Consider the following 21120-nt stretch of genomic DNA (forward strand, 5'->3'; position numbering starts at 1 on the left):
ATTAAATAAATTCTTTTTCCGGTTGCTGATACCTAAATAGTTTTATAGTATCTACTTCCAAAATTTATTAAGCTAATATTACTAAATAAAATATACCATAAAAATAGCTAAAAAACAAAAAAAGAAGGCCTTAAGCCCTCTTTTTTAAGCAAATTTTGATAGTATTCCATTAATAAAGGAAGGTGAACTATCATCTGCATATTTTTTTGCAATTTTTACCGCTTCATTAATAGCAACTTTAACTGGAATCTCATGCTGAATTTCATAAGCAGCAATCCTCAAAATATTCCTATCAATTGCCGGCATTCTATCAATGTCCCAGTTAATAGCATATTTATTAATTTGAGCATCCAGAAGCTCAAGTTCCATTATAATTCCTTCCAGCAGCTCTTCAGCATATAATTCTTTTTCTATAATACCTTTTTCAGCCATAAAATTATCATAACTTTTTTTGTAATTTTCTAGATCAAGTTTTTTTCTGATGTCCAGACCATAAAGAATCTGTAAAACCCAGATTCTCTGTTTGTGTCTCGAAACTTTTTGCATACAGCAAATACCTCATTTCTAACTCTATTTAAATCTTTCCGGAATAATTCTTAGAATCAAGTCCTTTAAATCTTCTTCAAAACGCCAGCGCATCCCAAGATAGTAACCAAGAAGAGTAGTTAAACAGAGCAGCAGTGTTTTAAAAAAACCAATAGTTAAAATCAAAATACCAATAATTAAACCTACTAATGCTCCTATAACCTTTCTACGGTTCTGATATATAAATTGGGATAATTCTTCTTTTAATTCTTTTTTGTCCATTTTATAGACCACCTCATTCTACATTTTTAGGCAGTTTATTATCTTTTTTTACATCATCAATACGAATCTGTACTTTTTCTACCTCTATTCCTGTAGTTTTGGTAATGTAACTTTTTAAATCCTGCTGTATATTTTCACTAATAGCAGGTAAATCCCCAGGAACAGTTAGATCTCCACTCAAAATAATTTTTAAACCAGCTTCCATTTCTTCCAGTTTAACTTTAATATTATCAAATTTCTCTTTTTCATTAACTCGATCTTTAATTAAATTTGATAGAGCGGAAATTGTAATTGTAATATCTCCAGACTCAGAGCTCAATAATCTGGTTGATTTAAACTTCCTATCAGTAAAATAAGGGTAGATCACAAGTAAAGACATAAAAAGGAAGATTAAATATACAACTGCAATCTGCCAATTATTATAGCTTGTGGAAATCAAATCAGGTATGAAATTTGCTGATAAAAGCCCAAAACTATATAGAGAAAGAGTAATAGTTAAAACGATAAGAACTAAAGCAATTAAAAAAGAAAATATGTTTTGTATAATTTTCATTTGGCTTAACCCCCAATCATTTTCAAAGAATATTATTCTTTGTCTTCTGCTTCCTCTACTTCTTTATTTTTAACTTCTTCCTGCTCATCTTCAGGAAAATTAACTCCCTGTACGTGAACATTAACAGCCTTAACATCCAAACCTGTCATGCCTTCGATTGCCTGTTTTACATTATCTTGAATTTTCCAGGCTACATCTGGAATTGAATTCCCATAATTAATAATCACATAAACATCTACTAATGCAGTTTCATCATTAACCTCAACTTTTACACCCTTGCTTAGATTCTTTCTACCAAGCATATCTGCCAGGCCGCCAGCAAGACCGCCGCTCATTCCTGCAACTCCCTCAATTTCTGTAGCTGCCAGACCGGTAATGATCCCTACAACCTCATCCGCAATTTTGATACTTCCTTCATCAATATTTTCAGCTTCTAAATTTTCTGCTTTTAAATCTTTATTTTTTTTCTCACTCATTTTTTAACCTCCTCTGTTTACTAAATTTATCTTTTAATATCAGCCAAAATCTGATTTTGATCAGAATATTGACCAACAATTATAACTCCAATTTTTTCCTCATTATCTTTAATCAATTTCACATAAGTGTCATTATCCTCAATAATTTCTTCTTCATATTCTCCTTCTTTGTTTAACTCACCCAAAGAAACCACATTGATGCCCGCAACTTTCAATTTGTGAGAAGGCACATACATATTATACTCATCTTCGCCTCCACTCATTATTGTACCAGCTATTTTTCCTTGAGCCAGAGCAGGAGGCCAAATACCACAAATTTCACCCTTATATTCTGCTACATCACCAGCAGCATAAATATCAGGATTTGAAGTCTGCATTTTACTATTTACTTTAACACCTATATTAGTTTCAAGATCAAGATTTTCAATTAAAGACGTATTTGATCTAATTCCAGTTGAAATTAGAACAAGATCTGTCTCAATTTTCCTATCCTTTAAAATAACTTTTTCTACCTGCTGCTTACCTTCAAAACCTTCTGTTTTGGCATTAGTTATTACTTTTACATTATTAGCCTTAAGTTTTTGTTCAAGGAGATCTCCTCCTTTTTCGTCAAGCTGCATTGGCAGCAAATGAGACTCGATTTCTAAAACAGTAGTATCCAGACCTGCTTTAGCAAAATTATATGCAATCTCCAAACCTAAAAGACCACCACCTACTACAACTACTTTTTTAGCTTTTTCAGCTGCCTTATTAATAACCTTTACATCTTTTGCTGTTCTTAAAGTGAAAATATTTCCCAGCTCCCGGCCAGAAAATGGAGGGACAAAACAGTGAGAACCATTTGCTAAAAGTAATTTATCAAACTTATATTTACCTGTACCACTTTTAATAAATTTATTTTCCGCATCTACCTCAATAATTCTTTCATTAAGATGAAGATTGATATTATTGTCTTCAAACCACTGCTGATTATTAATAATAATATCTTCTACATCAACCTCTCCTGATAAACATTCAATCAGTCGGGGTCGATAATAAAAAGAATAATTTTCATCAGTGAAAATAGAAATTTTATCATCTTCTTTTCTGTTTTTCAAAATTTCTTTTGCTGCAGAAACTCCAGCCGCACAGGCTCCAATAATTAAATAATTCATATATCACTGTCCCCCTTTTTTAGATTAAAATTTTACTGGTAATATTTTAATTGTTAACTCTTTCTATATATTCGTTACTTCTTGTATCTATTTTAAGAGTATCTCCTTCTTCAATAAACAGAGGAACCTGAACCACTAAACCAGTTTCCATAGTAGCTGGTTTATTACCCCCAGACACTGTATTACCTCTAATATTAGGCTGAGTATCCTCTACTTTTAATTCAACAAAAGTAGGTAGATCAATATCAATTGGACGCCCCTGATATACAGATATCTCTAGTTCCATATTTTCTTTTAAATATTTAACCTTGTCTCCAAGCTGTTCCTCGCTGAGATGAAATTGATCATATGTATCATTATCCATAAAAATATAGTCGCTACCATCCCAGTACAGATACTGCATTTTCTTTTTATCAACATGAGCAGTTTCTACCTTTTCTCCAGCTTTAAAGGTTTTGTTAATAGTATATCCTTCTTCTACATTACGTAATTTTGTTCTAACAAATGCACTTCCTCTGCCAGATTTTGAGTGTTGAAACTCTATCACCTGATAAACCTCTCCATCCAGCTCTATTGTTAATCCAGTATTAAAATCATTTGTTGAAATCATTTAAAGCACCTCCACTATTTTTTACTGCAGTTCAATTATAGCAGAAATTAGCTTTTTAAACAAATTATTGCCTCTAAATAATACTGCCTCTGCTTATATTTAATTTAAAGTACTCAAAATAAAACTATTTTATATAATAACTAGCATTTTAAAGTATAATTAGCTCTTTCGGAGCAGAATTTAAAACCTCACATCCGTCTTCTGTAATTAAAAGATCATCTTCTATTCTAACTCCACCAAGACCAGAAATATAAATTCCCGGTTCATCTGTCACAACCATACCAGTTTTTAAATCAGCTTCTGAAGTATAGGAAAGTCTTGGTCCTTCATGAATTTCAAGTCCTAAACCATGACCCAAACCATGGCCAAAGTTATCCTTATAACCTGCTTCAGCTATGAAATCTCTGGCAATTTTATCAGCATCAAAACAACTCATCCCGGCTTTTATCTCAGCAATTACTTTTTCCTGTGCTGTTAAAACTAGTTCGTAGATATCTCTTAGTTTATCATCTGGTTCTCCAACAGCAATTGTCCTCGTAATATCAGAATGGTAGCCCTGAACCACTGTTCCAAAATCAATTGTGACTAGATCTCCCATCTCAATTTTTTTATCAGAAGCAACTCCATGGGGAAGTGCTCCTCTTTTTCCGGAGGCTACAATAAAATCAAATGCATTTGCCTCTCCTCCCTGCCTTTTCATGAAAAACTCTAGCTCTAAAGCTACTTCTTTTTCAGTTTTTCCTGGCTGAATAAAGTCAACTAAAAACTGAAATCCCCGGTCGGCAATTTCCACTGCTTTTTTAATTTTATCTATCTCTGATTTATCTTTGATCATCCTCAATTCTTCCACGATAGATTCCTGAGGATTTAATGAGTCAAGCTCTAATTTCTCCTTTAAGTTTTGATAGGTTTTAAAGTTCAAATCCTGACTTTCAAAACTTAAATTTTTAATTTTTTTTCTTTTAAGAAGTTCCGAAAAACCCTCAACAAATTTACTGCTGATTTCCTCTATTACACAGCCATCAGTCTGATCAGCAGCCTGATCTAAGTAGCGAAAATCAGTAATAAATATACTATCATTTTGAGTTATTAGTAGTTTACCAGCAGTACCTGTAAACTGACTTAAATAACGAACATTTTCTCTTTTAGTAACTAAAAAAGCCTCTATGTTCTTTTCTTTTAATTTTTCTTTAAGTTTATTTATTCTTTTTTCCATTAATATTTCTCCTTTCTTAAAACTTCTTTTAAACCCCAAAGACCTAAAATATAGCCATATGTACCCATTCCACTAATTTGACCAACTGCCGCTTCTGCAGTTATTGATTTTTTTCTAAAATCTTCCCGACGGTGAATATTGCTGATATGTACTTCAATTACCGGCAGGCGAACTGAAGCAATAGCATCTCGTAAAACAACACTGGTATGAGTTAGGCCACCTGGATTAATTATAACTCCAGCTAGTTCTTTGTAGTTTTGATGTAAATAATCAACAATTTCCCCTTCATGATTGCTCTGCATAATTTCTAATTTCAGATCTAATTTTACAGCTTCTGCTTCCAGTTCTTTATTTAACATTTCTAAATTTTTTGTTCCATATACTTCAGGTTCTCTCAAGCCCAACATATTCAAATTTGGTCCGTGTATTACAGCCACTTTTTGCATAAGTATTCCTCCATATATTCTTGAATATTATTATGATCAAATCTATCACTTAGATAAGTATCACCTATATCATTAATTAAAACCCACCACATTTTATTATCTGAGATTTTTTTATCATGGGCAATATAAGAAGCCAGTTCTGCTGCTTTTATTTTATCAGATGGAAAAAGCTGATAATCATAGCTATTAATTAGTTCTATTATTTTCTGGAAAGATTCACTACTTAATTTGCCTATTTTATTTGATAAAAATGCTGTAAATGCAATTCCCTTCACAACAGCTTCTCCGTGTTTGTATTTAAATTTTTCAGCTCCTTCAACTGCATGACCAAAACTGTGCCCTAAATTAAGCTTTTTGCGCAAACCTTGATCTTTAACATCTTCGCTAACATAATAATCTTTCATCTGTAGAGAAATTTTAGATATTTTAAGCATCAGCTCCGGATCAAGGTTTAAAATTTCATCTTTATTCTCTTTAAGAATTTCAAAAAGCGGATTACCACCTAAAATTGCGTATTTTATAACCTCACCCAAACCTGACTTAAGCTCATCTAAAGCCAAGGTTTTTAACCACTCTAACTGATAATAAACAAGATCAGCCTGGTAAAAGCTTCCGATTAAATTTTTTGTACTTTTAAAATTCACCGCAGTTTTACCACCAACACTGCTGTCCAGCTGTGAAATTAAAGTTGTCGGCATCTGAATTAGCTTAATACCTCTTAAAAAAGTAGCAGCAGCTAACCCACCAAGATCTCCAATTGTTCCACCACCAAAAGCAATTAAATAATCAGAACGACTAAAATTATTTTGATATAAAAGATTATATATTTTTTCTAATACCTTTAGATCCTTAATTTTTTCTCCGGCTTCCAGCTCAAGTTTAATTAGTTCAGCTGCATTATTTTTTAACAGCCTGAGAATTGGTTTAGAATGTTCTGCAATAACCTTTTGATCAGCAAGAAGCATTACTTTTCTACCCTTAATTTTAGCTGTTATTTTATCAAAACTTTTTTCTTTAAATCCCTGATCAATGATTACCGGATAACTTTGATTCTGATTTTTTATTGCAATTGTTAATTTTTGATCAGGCAGTTCAGCCATAATTAAATCCACTATTTCTTCAGCAGAATAATTTTCGCTATCTATATGAAATGGAATTTCCTCATAATAAGGTTTTCTTTCCTTTAAAAGCGACTTAACTGCAGCTAAAGGCTGATCTACTTCTAAAAGCGGCCTAACTACATTACTTTTTTTATTTCTTTCCAATACAGATTCTGCAGTTATATCAAGGCAAAAAACCTCTGATTTATCAATAATCATCTTTCTTGTCTCCTGATTTAAAACCGCACCTCCTCCTGGTGACAGGACAAGGTCTTCTTCAGAATTTAAAAGTTCAGCAATTGTATCTTTTTCAAGTTTTCTAAAATATTCTTCTCCTTTTAGATCAAATATTTGTTCAATACTCATTCCTTCTCGTTCAGTTATTAAATCATCACTGTCATAAAATTTGAAATCTTTGCGGGCAGCCAATTTCTCCCCAACTGTAGTCTTCCCTGCTGCCATAAAGCCCGTTAAAACAATTTTCATCTACTTCTCTCCTCCTCAAAATTTTCTTTAAAATTTATAATATAAGCTCCTGAAAAACCTAAAATAGTCCAAAAAACAGGAGCTACAGTTACCACACTAATATTAAATGCAGCCTGCAGTGAATATGCCAGCACAGCAAAAAATAAAGTTGACTGGATAAATTTATTTTTCCCACTTTGACTTTCTAAATCAATAGCTTTCAAAGCCTTAGGTCTTAAATTATATAGAATATATAATAACAGAAATAGGTAAATAACTAAAGCAGGAATTCCAGCTTAAAATCTTTAAACGAGGATAATAAATATTGTCAAAGCGTAAAAGTTGATAATTGTCACCAGTATTTTTAAAAAGCTGAAACTCCTGATAGAAAGGAAGATAAGCAAATAAGATCAAAAAGTTGCTAAAAATAATTAAATAAATCATTATTTTTTTTAATTTTATTTTAGTTTTAAATTCAGACAGCAATATAATAACCTTCCTCTCCCAACTGCTTTAAACTAATTTAGATTTTAACCAGCTCTATCTAGAGAAAAATTCAGGGTTTCCCCTGAATTAAATTTCTCTAAAAACTCTAAATATCCTTTTATTTATCTAAAATTTCTTCTATTTCTTGAGCAGTTAATGTTTTAAATTCTCTATTATCTATATTCTTCTTTTCCCCTTTAATCTCCTGCTTTTTATCTGGATTATTTGCTGCTTCCATTTTATAATTTTTATCTATCTTATGATGTTCATCTACCCCATCTGGACTTTCAAATAAAGCTTTCTCATCATTTTTTCCAGCTATTTCTTCAGTAATAATTTTGGGTGTAATAAAAATTATTAACTCTGTCTCAATATCATTTTTTTCTTCAGCTGAAAAGAGCTTTCCCAAAAGAGGAATCTCAGCTAAAATTGGAACTTCTCTAACCGTATGCAGCTCATCTTTTTTTATTAGCCCCCCAATAGCAAGAGTTTCTCCATTAGCAAGTATTACTGTTGTTTCAGCACTGCGGGAATTAACAGCTGGCAGGCCATCTGCTAGAACCTGTCCAATACTATTTACTGAAGGTTTTATTTCTAATAAAACCTGATTATCGTTTAAAATCTTAGGCAAAAACTCTAAAACAATACCCGCTTCAATATAACTAATGGTAGAAACAGTCTGTTCATCCTCTACCCTCTCTAATTTAACAGGTATCTGATCTCCAATAATTAACTTAGCCTTTTTTCTATCAACAGTCATTAAACTGGGATTGGCCAAAATATTTGATAACCCTTCTTCATTTAAGGCTCTTAAAGTTTCCGGCCAGCTGACTTTTAACTCATCTATATCTCCTTTTTTGTTTTTTATTATTTTTAATTCTGAAAGCTGATTTGGGTTAATACCTAGTTCTTTAATTTTACTTCTGCTAATTTCTTCAACTCTAGCTTTTATCATAATTTGCTTTTGTGGCTTGTCAATCTGCCTAATTATAGACTCAATTTCTTTGATTTCATTTTCCTCACAGCTGACTATTAAACCCTCACTATTTAAATCGATTATTTTAACTTTGTCAAAATTAGCTAATAAAATATCAGCTGCAGCTTCTGTACTCAGATTTTTTAACTTAAAATTCCTGCTTATAATTTTTTTGTTTTTTGCAGCTAATTTCTCTGCTGTACTGATATAAATTATCTCATCTTGATAGCTATAATCGAGGTCAAAACTATCTGTTATTAAATTCAAAGCTTTTTTAAAGGGGATCTCATTAAAAATAACTGTTATTTTACCGGAAACTGCACTATCACAAATCAAATTTTTATTAGCTGTATTTGCCAGCATAATTAGAGCAGTTTCTAGTTCAACATCTCTTAAATTTATAGAAATCATTTCAGCTGTACTTCCGCTTTCTGTCTTTATGAAAGCAGATAATAGTATAAAAACAATAACTAAAACTAATACCTGGAACATCTGTTTCTTTTTAGTTCTCATTTGTTTCCCCTTTCCAGAGATAAATTTTAATTGTTTCATTTTGATAACTAATATTAATCTCCTGGTTTTTTATAGTTTCTATTTTGAAAATATCAATTTTCTCCTTTTCTTTCTTTAAAATCTTTTGTCCCTGGTAAAGAAAAAGTGCGGCAGCATTAGTCTCATTTTTTATTATTCCAAGCAGCTCAAAGGGTAAATTTATTTTTGGAATAAGCTGTCTATCTTTTTTGCGCTTTTTCTTTTCAGACTCGATTTTTTGATTTTCAGTCAGCTCAGCTTCATTTTTATTTTTAATTTTAAGTTTTTCTGAAATGATATTGTTTTCTAAATATATCAGTTCTTCACTTTTATTACCCTTAGAAATCAGAGATAGCTGTTCTGAAGTTGGTTTTCCCTGATCTTTAGCTGCAAATGGATCTTTAATCTCACTAATTAAAATAATATTTTCTCCTTTTTCTTTTTCATTTTTTACATCAATATTTGATTTTATAATTTTTTCTGTTTTTTTGGGCACTGTTTTTTGTTCATCATTTACTGCTTCAATTTTATCTTCTACTCTATTTTCATTAAAAAACAACTCATCTGACGGACTTTCATCTTCATTAAATAATTTTAAAAAAGGAATTTCTGTTGTTTTGATATAATTAGAGAGAATAATTAAAAACAGGATGGCTGTCAGTATTATTAAAATCTTTTTTTTATTAAAATCTATCTTTTTCATTTTTGATCAGCTCATTTTTTAATTTTAAAAAGAAAAATAAATTAATACCATTATTCTTTATTTTAAATTCAGCTATTTTAAGTTGATTCTGCTGTGTCTCTAAGTATTGAATAAACTTAAGTATAGAATAAAAGTCACCCTCAAGATTCAAATTAATTTCAGTTTGAGCACTACTAAAATCAAGTAAAGTTAATTTTATTTTTTTAAGCTTATCTAAAATTTCAGCAGTGCTTTTTTTAATTGCCTCAGTTTTTATTTCCTGATCTGATTGTAAACTAATGCTTTCTTTATATTCTATTTTCAATTTATCATTCTGAAGCTGTTGTTTTTCTAACTGACTCTGCAGCATCTCTTTTTTATTAAAAAAATCTCTGCTGGCTGCTGCTTGAACTATCAAAAAAATTAAGAGCAGAACAATTAGCAGCAGTCTTATTAATTTCTCATTTTTAAATTTCATTAATTCCACCCTCTATTCTGCAGTAATTCAATTAATTAGTTATAAATTCAATCAATACTTTTCATCTCAAGCTCAAAATAAAACTTATCTTTTTGGTTGATTTTAAGCAGCTTTAAGTCGGTAAATTTTTTATCTGCTTTCAAATTTTCTATTAATTTAAAAATCATTTTTTGTTCCAAACTCACTGCATTCAACTTAATTTTACTATCCTTAAAATGAATCGAATTAAAAATTATATTTTCAGCAGCTCGGGCCAACTTAACTAATAAAATTGACCTTTTTTTTAGGCTGCTCTTATAATTTTTGTTAACTGAATTATCAATTAACTGCTGATATTTTAATTCTTCCTTATTTAAAATATCCAGCCTATTTTTTAGCAGTTCCAATTTTTTGTTTGAGATGAAGTTAAAGCTGCTTATCAAAACTATAAGAAGTAAAATTACTGCTGTAAAATTTTTAATAAATATTAAAAGTTGATCATAATGTCTTTCTTTAAAAATTACTGACATTTTTCAATACTCCAGAGCATTGAAGTTAGAAAAACAAAATCATCATCTTCTAAATCCATAAATTCTTCTAAATTTAAGAGATCACTCTTTCCTTCTAATACTTCCAGTCTCAAATTTTTATTGTTCAGATAATATTTTTGAGTTTTATCAATTTCACTCTGAAGATCAGATGGAGAAATTGAAGCCTGCAATAGATCAAGTTTCTTATCAACTGATGTCAGCATAGTATAGCTGCCGTTAATTTTATAATATAAAAGATAATTTGAATGAGCTACAACTTTATTAACAGTGTTAAAAACTGCAACAGGCAGAGCTGATATGAAATAGTTGTTTTTATATTTATCCAAATTCTCTGTTATACTGTCCAGCATAGTTTTTTCTGCTGCAAAAAATTTAATTTCTCTTGCTTTTGTTTTTTTTGAAACTATTTCTAGATAATCATAGTAAAATTCTTCTTCAAGATCTTCTTTTACCTCAGCAAACTTACTTAATATATTGTCCTCACTAATACGATAAGGGTTTTTCTCAGCTAAAGGAGCAGAGTGATAAAACAAAGATGCTGCGGGCAGTAAAACTACATAATGACAGTTGTAATTAAATTTTTTTATTTTTCCTATTGCTGATATTTCATTTATTCCATCAATAAAATGGATCTGATCATTTTTGGCTTTTACAACAAGATTTTTGAGAGTATTTTCTGCTGGGATTGTTACAGAATAATAATTATTTAGCATAGTTATTCACTCCTATATATTTTTTTATCTATTATTTCTAAATCTTCTTTCCTGAGCCTCATTTCAGCTTTATAGGGAATCAAATCATCCAAATAAGTGTAAAGATAAATAAATTCGCTGTCCTCCTCTCCTTTTAAACTGAGTTCTATTTCATGATTTAAATAGATTTTTTGATCACAGAGTTTTGACTTGTTTTTAAGAAAATATAACTGGTACTGCAGTCCTGATTCAACTGCTTCTTTATTTTGAGAAGCCCTGACTCTGCTGCTTAAAATTCTATAATTGATTTTTTGCTGCTGAATAAGTAAAGGTATAAACAGTGCAATTAATATAATTAAAACCACATTTAGAAATAAAACATAACCATCTTGATTCTTTAATTTCATTTTAATACCTACTTTTTAGCTAGATTTTAACCAATCTGCTGACAGTCAATTCTTCTGTACCACTTTTTAATTTTTCATTAACCGTTAAGCTTATTTTCAATAAACCGGGTTTAACAATTTTAAAACTCAGGTCTTCAATATCATCAAATAAAGATAAATTCCTTCCAAAATCTTTATAACTCAATTCACTGCTGCCTATACTTCTACCCAAATTATTAATTCCTTTACTTTGATAGAGATTGAATTGTAACCACTGATATTCTTCGTTATAAAAAGTGAAAATATCTAATTGATTTTCAGCTATAATTTCTAATTTTTTATTGTTTTTGATCTGCTCTGCAATGAAATCAACAGCCAAATAAGCATCAAGCTGCCAGGAATTATTTAAAATAAAAAAGTTATTTTGCTGATAAACATCTACCAGCAGCTGCAAAAAAACTGCTGCTAGTAGAGAAGAAATACAAATAACCAACATCATTTCTAAGAGACTGAAACCTGCTTCTTTTTTTAAAACAGCTGACTTAGCGTTGAAGCAAGCCAAAAATTTCATTTTGATGCACCTCATCCTGACAGCTAAATTTTACTTCAATTTTTAATTTATATAAACCTTCATATCTAATTCCATCTTCTAGATAGGGAATAATTTCGACCCTTGTCATCTCATAATTCTTAGGCAGTGATTCAGCTTCTAAAATTTCTAGATCTCTGATAAAGTCACTGCTGCTGTCTTCAATCCCCTCTTCAATTTGAGCTCTATTTTTATAAGCCTCCAATACTGATTCAGTCCAATTGACTGCTGAATTTTTATCTGCTAAAAACCCTTGAACTTCCAAACCTGTTTTAATTGTCCTGCTCATTACTGCAAGTACAACACCTGCCAGTGAGATAGTAATTATAACCTCCAGCATTGAAAAACCATCATTATTTTTCAACTCTAACCCTCCCCAGTTGATTTACTGTAACTTTATACTTCTCGGCATTAGGATGAGCTTTAGCCAAACCTACTGTTCCTCCACGGGCAGTTGCAGTATTATTAAATCTAATCCATTCATAATATTCTGCTTCTACGACTTTTAAACTTAATGTTTTATACAAAATTAGATCAGAGGAATAATAGCCTTTTTTCTTAATAACTTTATTGTTATTTTCTTTAGTATAAAAATAATAGGGGATTTTATTAGAATTAATATTTTCTTTGACCGTATATATTCTGAAAATATATGTCTGGTTATCTAAGATTGCTTTATTTCTTGCCCATCTGAAATCTGATGCCAGGCAATTTATCTGCTGTTTAATTTCAAAATCATTTTTTAGCTGTGGCTTAAAACTAATAGTTAATAAAATCCCCATAATTGTAATCACTAATAATAACTCAATTAGGCTAAAGCCTGCTTCATACTTCTTCATCTAATTAAAGTGAAGGTGCTGTTGACTCAGGTCCAATTAAAGATGAATTATCGGTTGAAATATAATAATATTCATCATCGGCAGCCTGGTAGGAAATTAGATATTTTTCTGCATCTGTATCTGTAACATAGTTATAAGACGAAGCAGCATTTTTAATATTAATCTCATCTAAACTTTCGGCTGCAGTAGTAAAATCACCTTCTGTACTTTGAGCCGGGTATTTGCCAAAATCTAAATAGTACATTTCCAGACTCTGCATTATATTATGCAGATCAGCTTTTGCTACTGCAGTATCTGCTTTATTCTTGACTCCACTTAGAGCTGGAACTGCCATTGACATTAAAATTCCAAGTACCACGATTACAATCAAAAGTTCAATTAAAGTAAAGCCCGCCTCATAATTTTCCTTATCAACTTGAGCAGCTTTAAAAATCTTAAACATTAATATTACCCTTTCTATTTTTGTTTTCCTTAATTTATGTCTAAACTTTTATTTCTTTATTAAATTGAATTAATGTAAATATAACTCGATTCAATTTAATAATTTTAAGGTGCTTTAACCTCTAAATTATTAAATAGATTTGAAACATAGGCATTATTACTGCTGCAGCAAGTAAAGCAACAAAAATTGCAGTTAATGTTATTAAAAAAGGCTCTAAATACTGCAGCATTTTTGCAATTTCTTCTTTTAACTTTTGATAATAATAATCACCTGCTCTTTCCAACATAATTTCCATTTGAGCTGTTTCTTCACCTGTCATTATCAGATAATAAAAAAGATCAGGGATATATTTACTATCTGAAAAACAATCTGTTAAAGAAGCACCTTTTGAAATATTTAAAGCTGTATTTTGGATAAATTTTTGATAATGATAGTCGCTAATAATATTTTTTACCAACTCTAAAGCTGAAATTAATTTTAAACCGCTTTGCAGAAGCAGTGATAAATAGATTGCTATCTGAGTTAAAATAAAATCACGATACACTATAGAAAAAAGAGGAATTTTTAACAAAATTTTGCTTTTTAAATCTTTCCTCATTTTACTTTTATATAAAAATATTAAAGTAATTGTTAGAATTATTAAAATGCTTAAAATTAGAAAAAAATAATTATTGAAAATGCTGCTTATCATTAAAAAAATTCTGGTTATTAAAGGTAGCTGTCCACTGAATTCCGTAAATAAATCAACAAAAACCGGCAGTATAAATCTAAAGATTAAAGCCGCTGCTAAAAAAACTGTAATAAGCACAGTGAGGGGATAAAAAGAAGCCTTTTTTATTTCTTTTTTCAAATCATCTCTACTGCTGTAATAATTTTCTAGACTGGATAATACTTCAACCAGATTGCCGCTTTCTTCACCTGCCTGAACAACAGAAGTAAAAAGTTCACTAAAAGCTTTTTCTTCTTTTAAAGCTTCAGCCAGGCTCAGACCTGATTCTATATTTTTTAAAATATCATTATAGATCTCTGCTTCATTTTTAGATTTAGTTTGTTCTGAGATAATTAACAGCGATCTATTCAAACTCAAACCAGACTTAAGCATTATTTTAAGCTGTGAGGCAAAAAATTTAAGATCAAAATCTTTATTTTTAAAGATAATTAACGCCTCCTTTAAAACAGCACAATATTAAAAGATAGATAATAGTGATTAACTAAATTTTAATGATTTAAATCAATAACCCTCATTAATTCTGCTGGGGAACTCTCACCTGCTTTAATTTTGTATAAAGCTGAATCATATAAGTTGATCATTCCACTGTCAGCTGCTTCTGACTTTAACTCTGAATAATTAGCATTTTGATTGATTATCTTTTTCATTTTGTCATTGATCAGTAGGATTTCTGCAGCAGCAGTACGACCAAGATAACCATCTCTACAGTGGGGACAGCCTGCTGGTTGATAAATATATTCTGGAGGATTATCTTTAAAAATATTATTTTTTATCTCGGTTTTCTTAACTTTTTTTCTGCAGTGTATACATAATCTGCGGAGTAATCTTTGTGAGACAACCGCATTAACAGTACTGCTGATTAGATATGGTGGAATTCCAATATCTATTAAACGAATAATAGCAGAAATACTGTCAATTGTATGGATAGTACTTAAGACTAAATGTCCAGTAACAGCTGCTCTAACAGCTATTTCAGCTGTTTCTTTGTCTCGAATTTCTCCAATCATAATAATATCCGGATCCTGCCGTAAAATTGATCTTAAAATTATAGGGAAGCTTAAATTTTGGGCCTCATTAATTTCAATTTGATTCAAAAGCTCAAGCTTGTATTCAACAGGATTTTCAACGGTTATAATATTATTAGACTCATCTGCCAGTTGGTTTAAGATTGAAAAAAGTGTTGTTGTTTTACCACTTCCAGTTGGTCCACAGAGGAGAATTATACCTGATTTAAATTTAAATATCTCTTGAAATCTTTCCAAGTTTGTTGAGTTAAAATTTAATTCTTTTAAGTCTAATAATTGCTCATTTCTTAAAAGCAGTCTTAAAACAGCCTTTTCTCCATAAATTGTTGGGATAACAGAACTCCTGATGTCATAATTTTCTTGCTGAAACTCAAAATCAAGTTTTCCATCCTGAGGTAAATGTCTGATAGTAATATCCATTCCTGAAATAATTTTAATTCTAGAAATTACAGCTGCAGCTATTTCTGCAGGTAAACTATAATAATCCTTTAGAATTCCATCAATTCGATACCTAATTTTAAAATAATCTTCTTTATTTTCAAGGTGAATGTCGCTTGCTTTTAAAGAAATTGCTTCAATTAAAATTTTATTTAAAAGCTTAACTACTGGTGCATCTTCAACAATATTTTTTAAGCTGTCAATATCTCTGCTATCGATTTTTCTGAAATCACCAAATTCCTTTAAAATCTCTTTTTGATCAACTTTAAAATAACTGCTGTAAATAAATTTTTCTGCAGCTGTGAATTCAGCTTCTGACATTAGAAAAAACTTCGTCTTTCTTTTAAAGATAAATTTTAACTTTTCCTGCAGAAATAAATCAGGTGGATAAAGACTGCCGAAAAAAACATATTCCTCATTTTGATCAATTAAAACAATCTTATGTTTTTTTGACTCAGCTAATTCTAATTTTCGAGCTCTATTCTTTTTAATCTCAAAATCAGTATCACTATAAATTTTTATTTCAAAATAAACTGATATCGCTTCTAATAAATCAGCTTCGTCCAATATGTTTTCTGATTTTAAATAATCAATTACTTCTTTTATCTCTTTATTTTCAGCAAAAAACTTTAACTTTAAGCGGTCACCACCAGTATTAATGTAATCTTTGTATAAAAATTCACAAAAATTTTGAATAATTTTTCACCTCCCCTTGAGTTCTGGACCTAGATTATTTACTATTTTTGTTATTTTAATAAAAAAATGTAATTAAAATGCTTAATTAGTTACTTAATTCACTACTCATTGAAATTCTCCTGCAAAAAATTGTAATTATTTTTAATTTTTTGAAAGTAATAACTATATTATTGTTAATTTTTGTAAATGATAACTATTTAATTAGTGAAAATATGCACAGCTAATATTATAATTATCATTTTTAAAATAAAAGATCGAAAATGTTTGTTTATGTTTGCGCACCCGGAAGGTGCACATAAATGAACATAGATTACATAAAAAAACTGTGGATTTTACTCCACAGTTTTTAAAAAGATTATTTTTTTAGATTATCCTTGCTCCCTCTTTAATTAAGAGTAAATACTCGATACTATCTACTAGAGCATCCCAGGATGCCTGAATAATATTTGTTGAAACTCCGACAGTTGTCCATGATTTTTCTAAGTCTGCTGTTTCAATTAATACTCTTACTTTGGCAGCAGTTCCATCATTTCCATTTAGAACCCGCACCTTATAATCGATCAGCTTACTCTCAGATATTTCAGGATAAAAAGAAAGTAAAGCCTTGCGGAAGCAATTATCAAGGGCGTTAACTGGACCATCACCATCAGCAGCAACATGAACCTTCTGTTTGTTAACAGCCATTTTTACAACTGCCTCTGAATAAGTATGGTCTTCCTTACTGATGCTGTTAGTTTTAAAATCTTCTATTTCAAAAAATGATTGGTAATCTTTAAATTCTCTAAAGGCCATTAAAATTAATGAGGCCTCTGCTCCCTCAAACTGATAACCCTGATTTTCCAGAACTTTAACTTTCTTAACTAACTTTTTAATCATTGCATCAGAAAAATCATTGAGGTCAAATCCAACTTCTTTCAACTTATATAAAAGATTGGACTTACCAGCAAGCTCTGAAACTAGAACCCGGCGCTCATTACCAACTAACTCCGGCTCAATATGCTCATAAGTATGAGGATTTTTCCTAACTGCACTAACGTGGATTCCGCCTTTATGGGTAAAAGCGCTTTTACCGACATAAGGCTTATTATTTTTAGGAATTAAATTAGCTGTTTCAGTCACAAAATAGTAAAGCGGTTTCAACATTTTTAGCTGTTCTGATGTCACCAGTTCTTCTCCATATTTTAACTGCAGAGCTGGAATCACACTGCATAAATCGGCATTACCACAGCGCTCACCCAGTCCACCAACTGTTCCCTGAAACTGAACAGCTCCCTCTTCGTAAGCTGCCAGAGAGTTAGCAACAGCAAGATTACCATCATTATGGGCATGGATTCCAATTGGTACCTCAAATTTACCGCTGATTTGCTGCATAACTTTTGTTACCTGTGAAGGCAGCATACCACCATTGGTATCACATAAAACAAGCATTTCAGCTCCAGCCTCAGCTGCTGTTTTAAGTACTTCCAGCGCGTATTCGGAATTACTTTGATAGCCGTCAAAAAAGTGTTCTGCATCAAAGAAGACATGTAAATCATTTTCTTTTAAGAAAGAAATAGTATCTTTGATCATTGCCAGATTTTCTGCCAGCGGAATTTGTAGTGCCTCCTGTACATGGAGGTCCCAGCTTTTAGCAAAAATAGTGACATACTCTACTCCTGCATCCACCAGTTTCAAGATATTTGGATCTTCCTCCACCTTCATATTAGGCCTTCTGCTGGAACTAAAAGCTGTTATTTTAGCATGGTCTAAATCCATATTCTGGACTTCTTTAAAATATGCCTCATCTTTGGGATTTGAACCCGGCCAGCCACCTTCGATAAAATCAATGCCAAAACGATCAAGCTGTCTTGTGATTTTTAATTTGTCATCTAAGGAAAGAGCAATCCCTTCTCCCTGTGAACCGTCTCTTAAAGTTGTATCATAAAGTGTTAATCCCATTTTGCATCACTACTCACCTTCTTCATTGCTTTTGAGAGTTTTAACCAAATAGTCTCCAACCTCGTCTGTGTTTAAGTCTCCTCCTTGATCTGCTGTCACCATGTTATTTTCTAAAGCACTTTTAACTGCTGCTTCTACCTTAGGAGTTAAATTACCATATCCAAGTTCTCTCAGCATCATTCCTGCTGCTAAAACTGCTGCCAGAGGGTTAGCAATATTCTGTCCTGCAATGTCCGGAGCACTCCCATGGACGGGTTCAAACATTGAAATACTGTCTGGATTAATATTACCGGAGACAGCCATTCCCATTCCTCCCTGCAGCTCAGCACCTAGATCAGTTATAATATCACCAAAAATATTGCAGGTCACAACTACATCAAATATCTCAGGGTTGCGGACCATCTTCATCGTCATTGCATCAACTAAAAAGTGATTCTGTTCTACCTCAGGGTAATTTTTACCCATCTCTTTAAAAGAACGCTGCCAGAGGTTGTGGGCGTAAGTCAAAACATTACTCTTATCGCAGACTGTTAATTTAGGTTCTCTACCAAATTCCTGAGCATATTCAAAGGCATATTTAATAACTCGATCAACACCTTTACGGGTAGAAATCATCTCCTGAGTTGCTACCTCATCCGGCGTATCTTTTTTAAGAAAACCTCCGATTCCTGCGTAAATACCTTCTGTGTTTTCGCGGACTACAGTAAAGTCAATATCCTCCAGCCCCTTACCCTTAAGTGGAGAAAATTCCTCTTTATATAATTTGATTGGTCTTAAGTTAACGTACTGGTCAAAATAAAAGCGGAGCTTGAGTAAAATCCCTTTTTCCAAAACTCCTGGTTCAACTCTGGGGTCACCAACTGCTCCCAGATAAATTGAATCAAAAGTCTCTAACTTGTTTAAAACATCAGCCGGCAGAATATCTCCAGTTTTTAAATATCTTTCTGCACCTAGATCAAATTTTTCAAACTTAAGACCTAATTTATAGGCACCATCTAAATATTCTAAAACCTTAATTCCCTGGCGGGTAACTTCTTCGCCAATTCCATCTCCCGGTATATATGCTATATTTGCCATTTATACCAGCTCCTTTTTAACATGTTCAATCAGGCCGCCATCTTTAATAATCTCCTGCATAAATGGTGGAAATGGTGCTGCCTGATAGCTTTCACCTGTCCGCATATTCTTGATTTCACCATTATCGATATCTACTTCCAGCTTATCTCCGGCTTTTGTGGCCTTGACAGCCTCCGGGCATTCTAAAATAGGTAGACCAATATTGATTGAATTGCGGTAGAAAATGCGGGCAAAACTTTCCGCTACTACACAGGAAACTCCTGCATATTTAATTGCCAGCGGTGCATGCTCACGGGATGAACCAGAACCAAAGTTTTTACCGCCAACAATAATATCTCCTTCACTTACCTGATCAGCAAAGTTCTCATCTATATCTTCCATACAGTGGGCCGCTAAATTCTCAGGTGTTGAAGAATTTAAATAACGGGCCGGAATTATTACATCTGTATCTACATTATCTCCATACTTAAATACTTTTCCTTTTAATTTCATTATTTAACCTCCTCTGGACCAGCAATATAGCCTTTAACTGCTGAGGCTGCTGCTACAGCTGGACTTGCTAGATATACTTCACTGCTGGTTGAACCCATTCGACCAACAAAATTACGGTTGGTGGTTGAAATAGCTCTTTCACCATCAGCTAAAATACCCATATGTCCACCTAAACAGGGTCCACAGGTTGGGGTTGAAACTGCCACTCCAGCATCTATGAAAATATCAAAGAGTCCTTCGTGCATTGCCTGCTTATAAATTGCCTGAGTTCCTGGGAAAACAAGACAGCGCACATTTTTATGAACCTTCTGACCTTTGAAAATTTCTGCGGCTGCTCTCAAATCTTCAATACGGCCGTTGGTACAGGATCCAATTACAGACTGATGAATCTCTATCTTTTCTGTAATTTCATCAAGACCTTTTGTATTTTCAGGTAGACTTGGGAAAGCAACCTGAGGTTCAATCTGGCTGACATCAATTTCTATAATCTGCTCGTACTCAGCATCTGGATCAGGCTTAACTACAGTGTATTCTCTCTGAGCTCGATCTTTTAAATATGCCTCAGTTTTTTCATCTGCTGCAATTAATCCAGCTTTACCTCCGGCTTCAATTGCCATATTGGACATTGTCATTCTACCATCCATTGAAAGATTTTCTATCGCCTCACCAGTAAATTCCATCGCCTTGTATAAAGCTCCATCTACACCGATTTTGCCAATTGTATAAAGGATTAAATCCTTACCACTGACATGAGGTTTAAGTTCTCCACTGTAGACAATTTTAATTGTCGGCGGCACCTTAAACCAGGCCTTACCAGTCGCCATTGCAGCTGCCATATCGGTACTTCCCACTCCAGTTCCCAGAGCACCAAGGGCGCCATATGTACAGGTATGGGAGTCAGCACCAATTATAATCTCTCCGGGAAGGGTTAGACCTTTTTCCGGTAAAAGCACATGTTCAATTCCCATCTGACCTACTTCAAAATAGTTTGTAATATCATGTTTTTGGGCAAACTCTCTCACTACTTTAACCTGCTCAGCTGCCTTAATATCCTTATTTGGAGCAAAATGATCAGGGACAAGTGCAATTCTCTCCTTATCAAATACTCTATCAACACCAATTTTATTAAATTCCTTAACTGCTACCGGAGCTGTAATATCATTACCTAATACCATATCGACTCTGGCATTGACTATCTCTCCCGGTTTGACCTGATCACGGTCAGAATGAGCAGCAAGAATTTTTTCGATCATCGTCATTCCCATT

26 protein-coding genes are annotated in these 21120 nt (G+C 32.2%); all 26 read right to left on the reverse strand.

Annotated elements, in window-relative coordinates:
• Nucleotides 1-144: 144 nt before the first annotated feature.
• The 26 genes from nusB to leuC all read right to left on the reverse strand — a co-directional run bounded on the left by nusB (nt 145) and on the right by leuC (nt 21119).
• The gene (gene nusB / locus ACZ446_RS07830) at nt 145-546 is read right to left on the reverse strand and encodes a transcription antitermination factor NusB (RefSeq protein WP_464392024.1); all 402 of its coding nucleotides are present in this window, start codon (nt 544-546) and stop codon (nt 145-147) included.
• Nucleotides 547-570: 24 nt separating this feature from the next.
• Complete coding sequence (locus ACZ446_RS07835) at nt 571-807, reverse strand: DUF2273 domain-containing protein (RefSeq protein WP_464392025.1); 237 nt, start codon at nt 805-807, stop codon at nt 571-573.
• 13 nt (nt 808-820) lie between these two features.
• Complete coding sequence (amaP, locus tag ACZ446_RS07840; protein ID WP_464392026.1) at nt 821-1360, reverse strand: alkaline shock response membrane anchor protein AmaP; 540 nt, start codon at nt 1358-1360, stop codon at nt 821-823.
• A gap of 32 nt (nt 1361-1392) precedes the next feature.
• Nucleotides 1393-1836 (reverse strand): Asp23/Gls24 family envelope stress response protein, encoded by a 444-nt coding sequence (locus ACZ446_RS07845; protein WP_464392027.1) that lies wholly within the window; start codon nt 1834-1836, stop codon nt 1393-1395.
• A 26-nt stretch (nt 1837-1862) separates the two neighbouring features.
• Nucleotides 1863-2990 carry an NAD(P)/FAD-dependent oxidoreductase gene (locus tag ACZ446_RS07850; protein WP_464392028.1) on the reverse strand — a complete coding sequence of 376 codons (1128 nt, stop codon included), beginning with the start codon at nt 2988-2990 and terminating at the stop codon, nt 1863-1865.
• Between the two features lie 46 nt (nt 2991-3036).
• The gene (efp, locus tag ACZ446_RS07855; protein WP_464392029.1) at nt 3037-3600 is read right to left on the reverse strand and encodes an elongation factor P; all 564 of its coding nucleotides are present in this window, start codon (nt 3598-3600) and stop codon (nt 3037-3039) included.
• Nucleotides 3601-3748: 148 nt separating this feature from the next.
• Nucleotides 3749-4816 (reverse strand): M24 family metallopeptidase, encoded by a 1068-nt coding sequence (locus tag ACZ446_RS07860; RefSeq protein ID WP_464392030.1) that lies wholly within the window; start codon nt 4814-4816, stop codon nt 3749-3751.
• Complete coding sequence (gene aroQ, locus ACZ446_RS07865) at nt 4816-5262, reverse strand: type II 3-dehydroquinate dehydratase (protein ID WP_464392031.1); 447 nt, start codon at nt 5260-5262, stop codon at nt 4816-4818. The genes ACZ446_RS07860 and aroQ overlap by 1 nt, the downstream gene beginning before the upstream one ends.
• The gene (aroB, locus tag ACZ446_RS07870) at nt 5244-6848 is read right to left on the reverse strand and encodes a 3-dehydroquinate synthase (protein WP_464392032.1); all 1605 of its coding nucleotides are present in this window, start codon (nt 6846-6848) and stop codon (nt 5244-5246) included. The genes aroQ and aroB overlap by 19 nt, the downstream gene beginning before the upstream one ends.
• Nucleotides 6845-7051 (reverse strand): hypothetical protein, encoded by a 207-nt coding sequence (locus tag ACZ446_RS07875; RefSeq protein WP_464392033.1) that lies wholly within the window; start codon nt 7049-7051, stop codon nt 6845-6847. Before ACZ446_RS07875 ends, aroB begins: the two co-directional genes overlap by 4 nt.
• A gap of 380 nt (nt 7052-7431) precedes the next feature.
• Complete coding sequence (locus ACZ446_RS07880; RefSeq protein WP_464392034.1) at nt 7432-8802, reverse strand: type II secretion system protein GspD; 1371 nt, start codon at nt 8800-8802, stop codon at nt 7432-7434.
• Complete coding sequence (locus ACZ446_RS07885; protein WP_464392035.1) at nt 8792-9523, reverse strand: hypothetical protein; 732 nt, start codon at nt 9521-9523, stop codon at nt 8792-8794. Before ACZ446_RS07885 ends, ACZ446_RS07880 begins: the two co-directional genes overlap by 11 nt.
• Complete coding sequence (locus ACZ446_RS07890; RefSeq protein ID WP_464392036.1) at nt 9504-9980, reverse strand: hypothetical protein; 477 nt, start codon at nt 9978-9980, stop codon at nt 9504-9506. Before ACZ446_RS07890 ends, ACZ446_RS07885 begins: the two co-directional genes overlap by 20 nt.
• Before the next feature lie 47 nt (nt 9981-10027).
• Entirely contained in the window at nt 10028-10489 is a 462-nt protein-coding gene (locus ACZ446_RS07895; protein ID WP_464392037.1) for a PilN domain-containing protein, read from the reverse strand.
• Nucleotides 10480-11223: a hypothetical protein gene (locus ACZ446_RS07900; RefSeq protein ID WP_464392038.1), complete on the reverse strand. Its 744-nt coding sequence runs from the start codon at nt 11221-11223 to the stop codon at nt 10480-10482. Before ACZ446_RS07900 ends, ACZ446_RS07895 begins: the two co-directional genes overlap by 10 nt.
• Before the next feature lie 2 nt (nt 11224-11225).
• On the reverse strand, nt 11226-11609 hold the full coding sequence (locus ACZ446_RS07905; RefSeq protein ID WP_464392039.1) for a hypothetical protein: 384 nt from the start codon (nt 11607-11609) through the stop codon (nt 11226-11228).
• A 19-nt stretch (nt 11610-11628) separates the two neighbouring features.
• Nucleotides 11629-12159, reverse strand: coding sequence for a type II secretion system protein (locus tag ACZ446_RS07910; protein ID WP_464392040.1), 531 nt, complete (start codon nt 12157-12159; stop codon nt 11629-11631).
• A complete protein-coding gene (locus ACZ446_RS07915; RefSeq protein ID WP_464392041.1) occupies nt 12131-12541 on the reverse strand; it encodes a prepilin-type N-terminal cleavage/methylation domain-containing protein in 411 nt (136 codons plus the stop codon). Before ACZ446_RS07915 ends, ACZ446_RS07910 begins: the two co-directional genes overlap by 29 nt.
• Nucleotides 12531-13016, reverse strand: coding sequence for a pilus assembly FimT family protein (locus ACZ446_RS07920; RefSeq protein ID WP_464392042.1), 486 nt, complete (start codon nt 13014-13016; stop codon nt 12531-12533). The genes ACZ446_RS07915 and ACZ446_RS07920 overlap by 11 nt, the downstream gene beginning before the upstream one ends.
• A gap of 4 nt (nt 13017-13020) precedes the next feature.
• Nucleotides 13021-13458, reverse strand: a complete 438-nt coding sequence (locus ACZ446_RS07925; RefSeq protein ID WP_464392043.1) for a type IV pilin protein — start codon at nt 13456-13458, stop codon at nt 13021-13023.
• Between the two features lie 121 nt (nt 13459-13579).
• Nucleotides 13580-14617, reverse strand: a complete 1038-nt coding sequence (locus ACZ446_RS07930) for a type II secretion system F family protein (protein WP_464394385.1) — start codon at nt 14615-14617, stop codon at nt 13580-13582.
• 59 nt (nt 14618-14676) lie between these two features.
• Complete coding sequence (locus ACZ446_RS07935; RefSeq protein ID WP_464392044.1) at nt 14677-16218, reverse strand: GspE/PulE family protein; 1542 nt, start codon at nt 16216-16218, stop codon at nt 14677-14679.
• A 492-nt stretch (nt 16219-16710) separates the two neighbouring features.
• Nucleotides 16711-18285, reverse strand: coding sequence for a citramalate synthase (gene cimA, locus ACZ446_RS07940; protein ID WP_464392045.1), 1575 nt, complete (start codon nt 18283-18285; stop codon nt 16711-16713).
• A gap of 9 nt (nt 18286-18294) precedes the next feature.
• Nucleotides 18295-19362 (reverse strand): 3-isopropylmalate dehydrogenase, encoded by a 1068-nt coding sequence (locus ACZ446_RS07945; protein ID WP_464392046.1) that lies wholly within the window; start codon nt 19360-19362, stop codon nt 18295-18297.
• Nucleotides 19363-19854, reverse strand: a complete 492-nt coding sequence (gene leuD / locus ACZ446_RS07950) for a 3-isopropylmalate dehydratase small subunit (RefSeq protein WP_464392047.1) — start codon at nt 19852-19854, stop codon at nt 19363-19365.
• Nucleotides 19854-21119: a 3-isopropylmalate dehydratase large subunit gene (gene leuC / locus ACZ446_RS07955; RefSeq protein WP_464392048.1), complete on the reverse strand. Its 1266-nt coding sequence runs from the start codon at nt 21117-21119 to the stop codon at nt 19854-19856. The genes leuD and leuC overlap by 1 nt, the downstream gene beginning before the upstream one ends.
• Between the last annotated feature and the right edge of the window lies 1 nt (nt 21120).

The sequence above is a fragment of the Halanaerobium sehlinense genome, assembly GCF_055379485.1.

Bases quoted from the DNA above. Each gene is read 5' to 3' on its own strand.
- nusB (WP_464392024.1), bottom strand. From the start codon at position 546: ATGCAAAAAGTTTCGAGACACAAACAGAGAATCTGGGTTTTACAGATT.
- ACZ446_RS07835 (WP_464392025.1), bottom strand. From the start codon at position 807: ATGGACAAAAAAGAATTAAAAGAAGAATTATCCCAATTTATATATCAG.
- amaP (WP_464392026.1), bottom strand. From the start codon at position 1,360: ATGAAAATTATACAAAACATATTTTCTTTTTTAATTGCTTTAGTTCTT.
- ACZ446_RS07845 (WP_464392027.1), bottom strand. From the start codon at position 1,836: ATGAGTGAGAAAAAAAATAAAGATTTAAAAGCAGAAAATTTAGAAGCT.
- ACZ446_RS07850 (WP_464392028.1), bottom strand. From the start codon at position 2,990: ATGAATTATTTAATTATTGGAGCCTGTGCGGCTGGAGTTTCTGCAGCA.
- efp (WP_464392029.1), bottom strand. From the start codon at position 3,600: ATGATTTCAACAAATGATTTTAATACTGGATTAACAATAGAGCTGGAT.
- ACZ446_RS07860 (WP_464392030.1), bottom strand. From the start codon at position 4,816: ATGGAAAAAAGAATAAATAAACTTAAAGAAAAATTAAAAGAAAAGAAC.
- aroQ (WP_464392031.1), bottom strand. From the start codon at position 5,262: ATGCAAAAAGTGGCTGTAATACACGGACCAAATTTGAATATGTTGGGC.
- aroB (WP_464392032.1), bottom strand. From the start codon at position 6,848: ATGAAAATTGTTTTAACGGGCTTTATGGCAGCAGGGAAGACTACAGTT.
- ACZ446_RS07880 (WP_464392034.1), bottom strand. From the start codon at position 8,802: ATGAGAACTAAAAAGAAACAGATGTTCCAGGTATTAGTTTTAGTTATT.
- ACZ446_RS07885 (WP_464392035.1), bottom strand. From the start codon at position 9,523: ATGAAAAAGATAGATTTTAATAAAAAAAAGATTTTAATAATACTGACA.
- ACZ446_RS07890 (WP_464392036.1), bottom strand. From the start codon at position 9,980: ATGAAATTTAAAAATGAGAAATTAATAAGACTGCTGCTAATTGTTCTG.
- ACZ446_RS07895 (WP_464392037.1), bottom strand. From the start codon at position 10,489: ATGTCAGTAATTTTTAAAGAAAGACATTATGATCAACTTTTAATATTT.
- ACZ446_RS07900 (WP_464392038.1), bottom strand. From the start codon at position 11,223: ATGCTAAATAATTATTATTCTGTAACAATCCCAGCAGAAAATACTCTC.
- ACZ446_RS07905 (WP_464392039.1), bottom strand. From the start codon at position 11,609: ATGAAATTAAAGAATCAAGATGGTTATGTTTTATTTCTAAATGTGGTT.
- ACZ446_RS07910 (WP_464392040.1), bottom strand. From the start codon at position 12,159: ATGAAATTTTTGGCTTGCTTCAACGCTAAGTCAGCTGTTTTAAAAAAA.
- ACZ446_RS07920 (WP_464392042.1), bottom strand. From the start codon at position 13,016: ATGAAGAAGTATGAAGCAGGCTTTAGCCTAATTGAGTTATTATTAGTG.
- ACZ446_RS07925 (WP_464392043.1), bottom strand. From the start codon at position 13,458: ATGTTTAAGATTTTTAAAGCTGCTCAAGTTGATAAGGAAAATTATGAG.
- cimA (WP_464392045.1), bottom strand. From the start codon at position 18,285: ATGGGATTAACACTTTATGATACAACTTTAAGAGACGGTTCACAGGGA.
- ACZ446_RS07945 (WP_464392046.1), bottom strand. From the start codon at position 19,362: ATGGCAAATATAGCATATATACCGGGAGATGGAATTGGCGAAGAAGTT.
- leuD (WP_464392047.1), bottom strand. From the start codon at position 19,854: ATGAAATTAAAAGGAAAAGTATTTAAGTATGGAGATAATGTAGATACA.
- leuC (WP_464392048.1), bottom strand. From the start codon at position 21,119: ATGGGAATGACGATGATCGAAAAAATTCTTGCTGCTCATTCTGACCGT.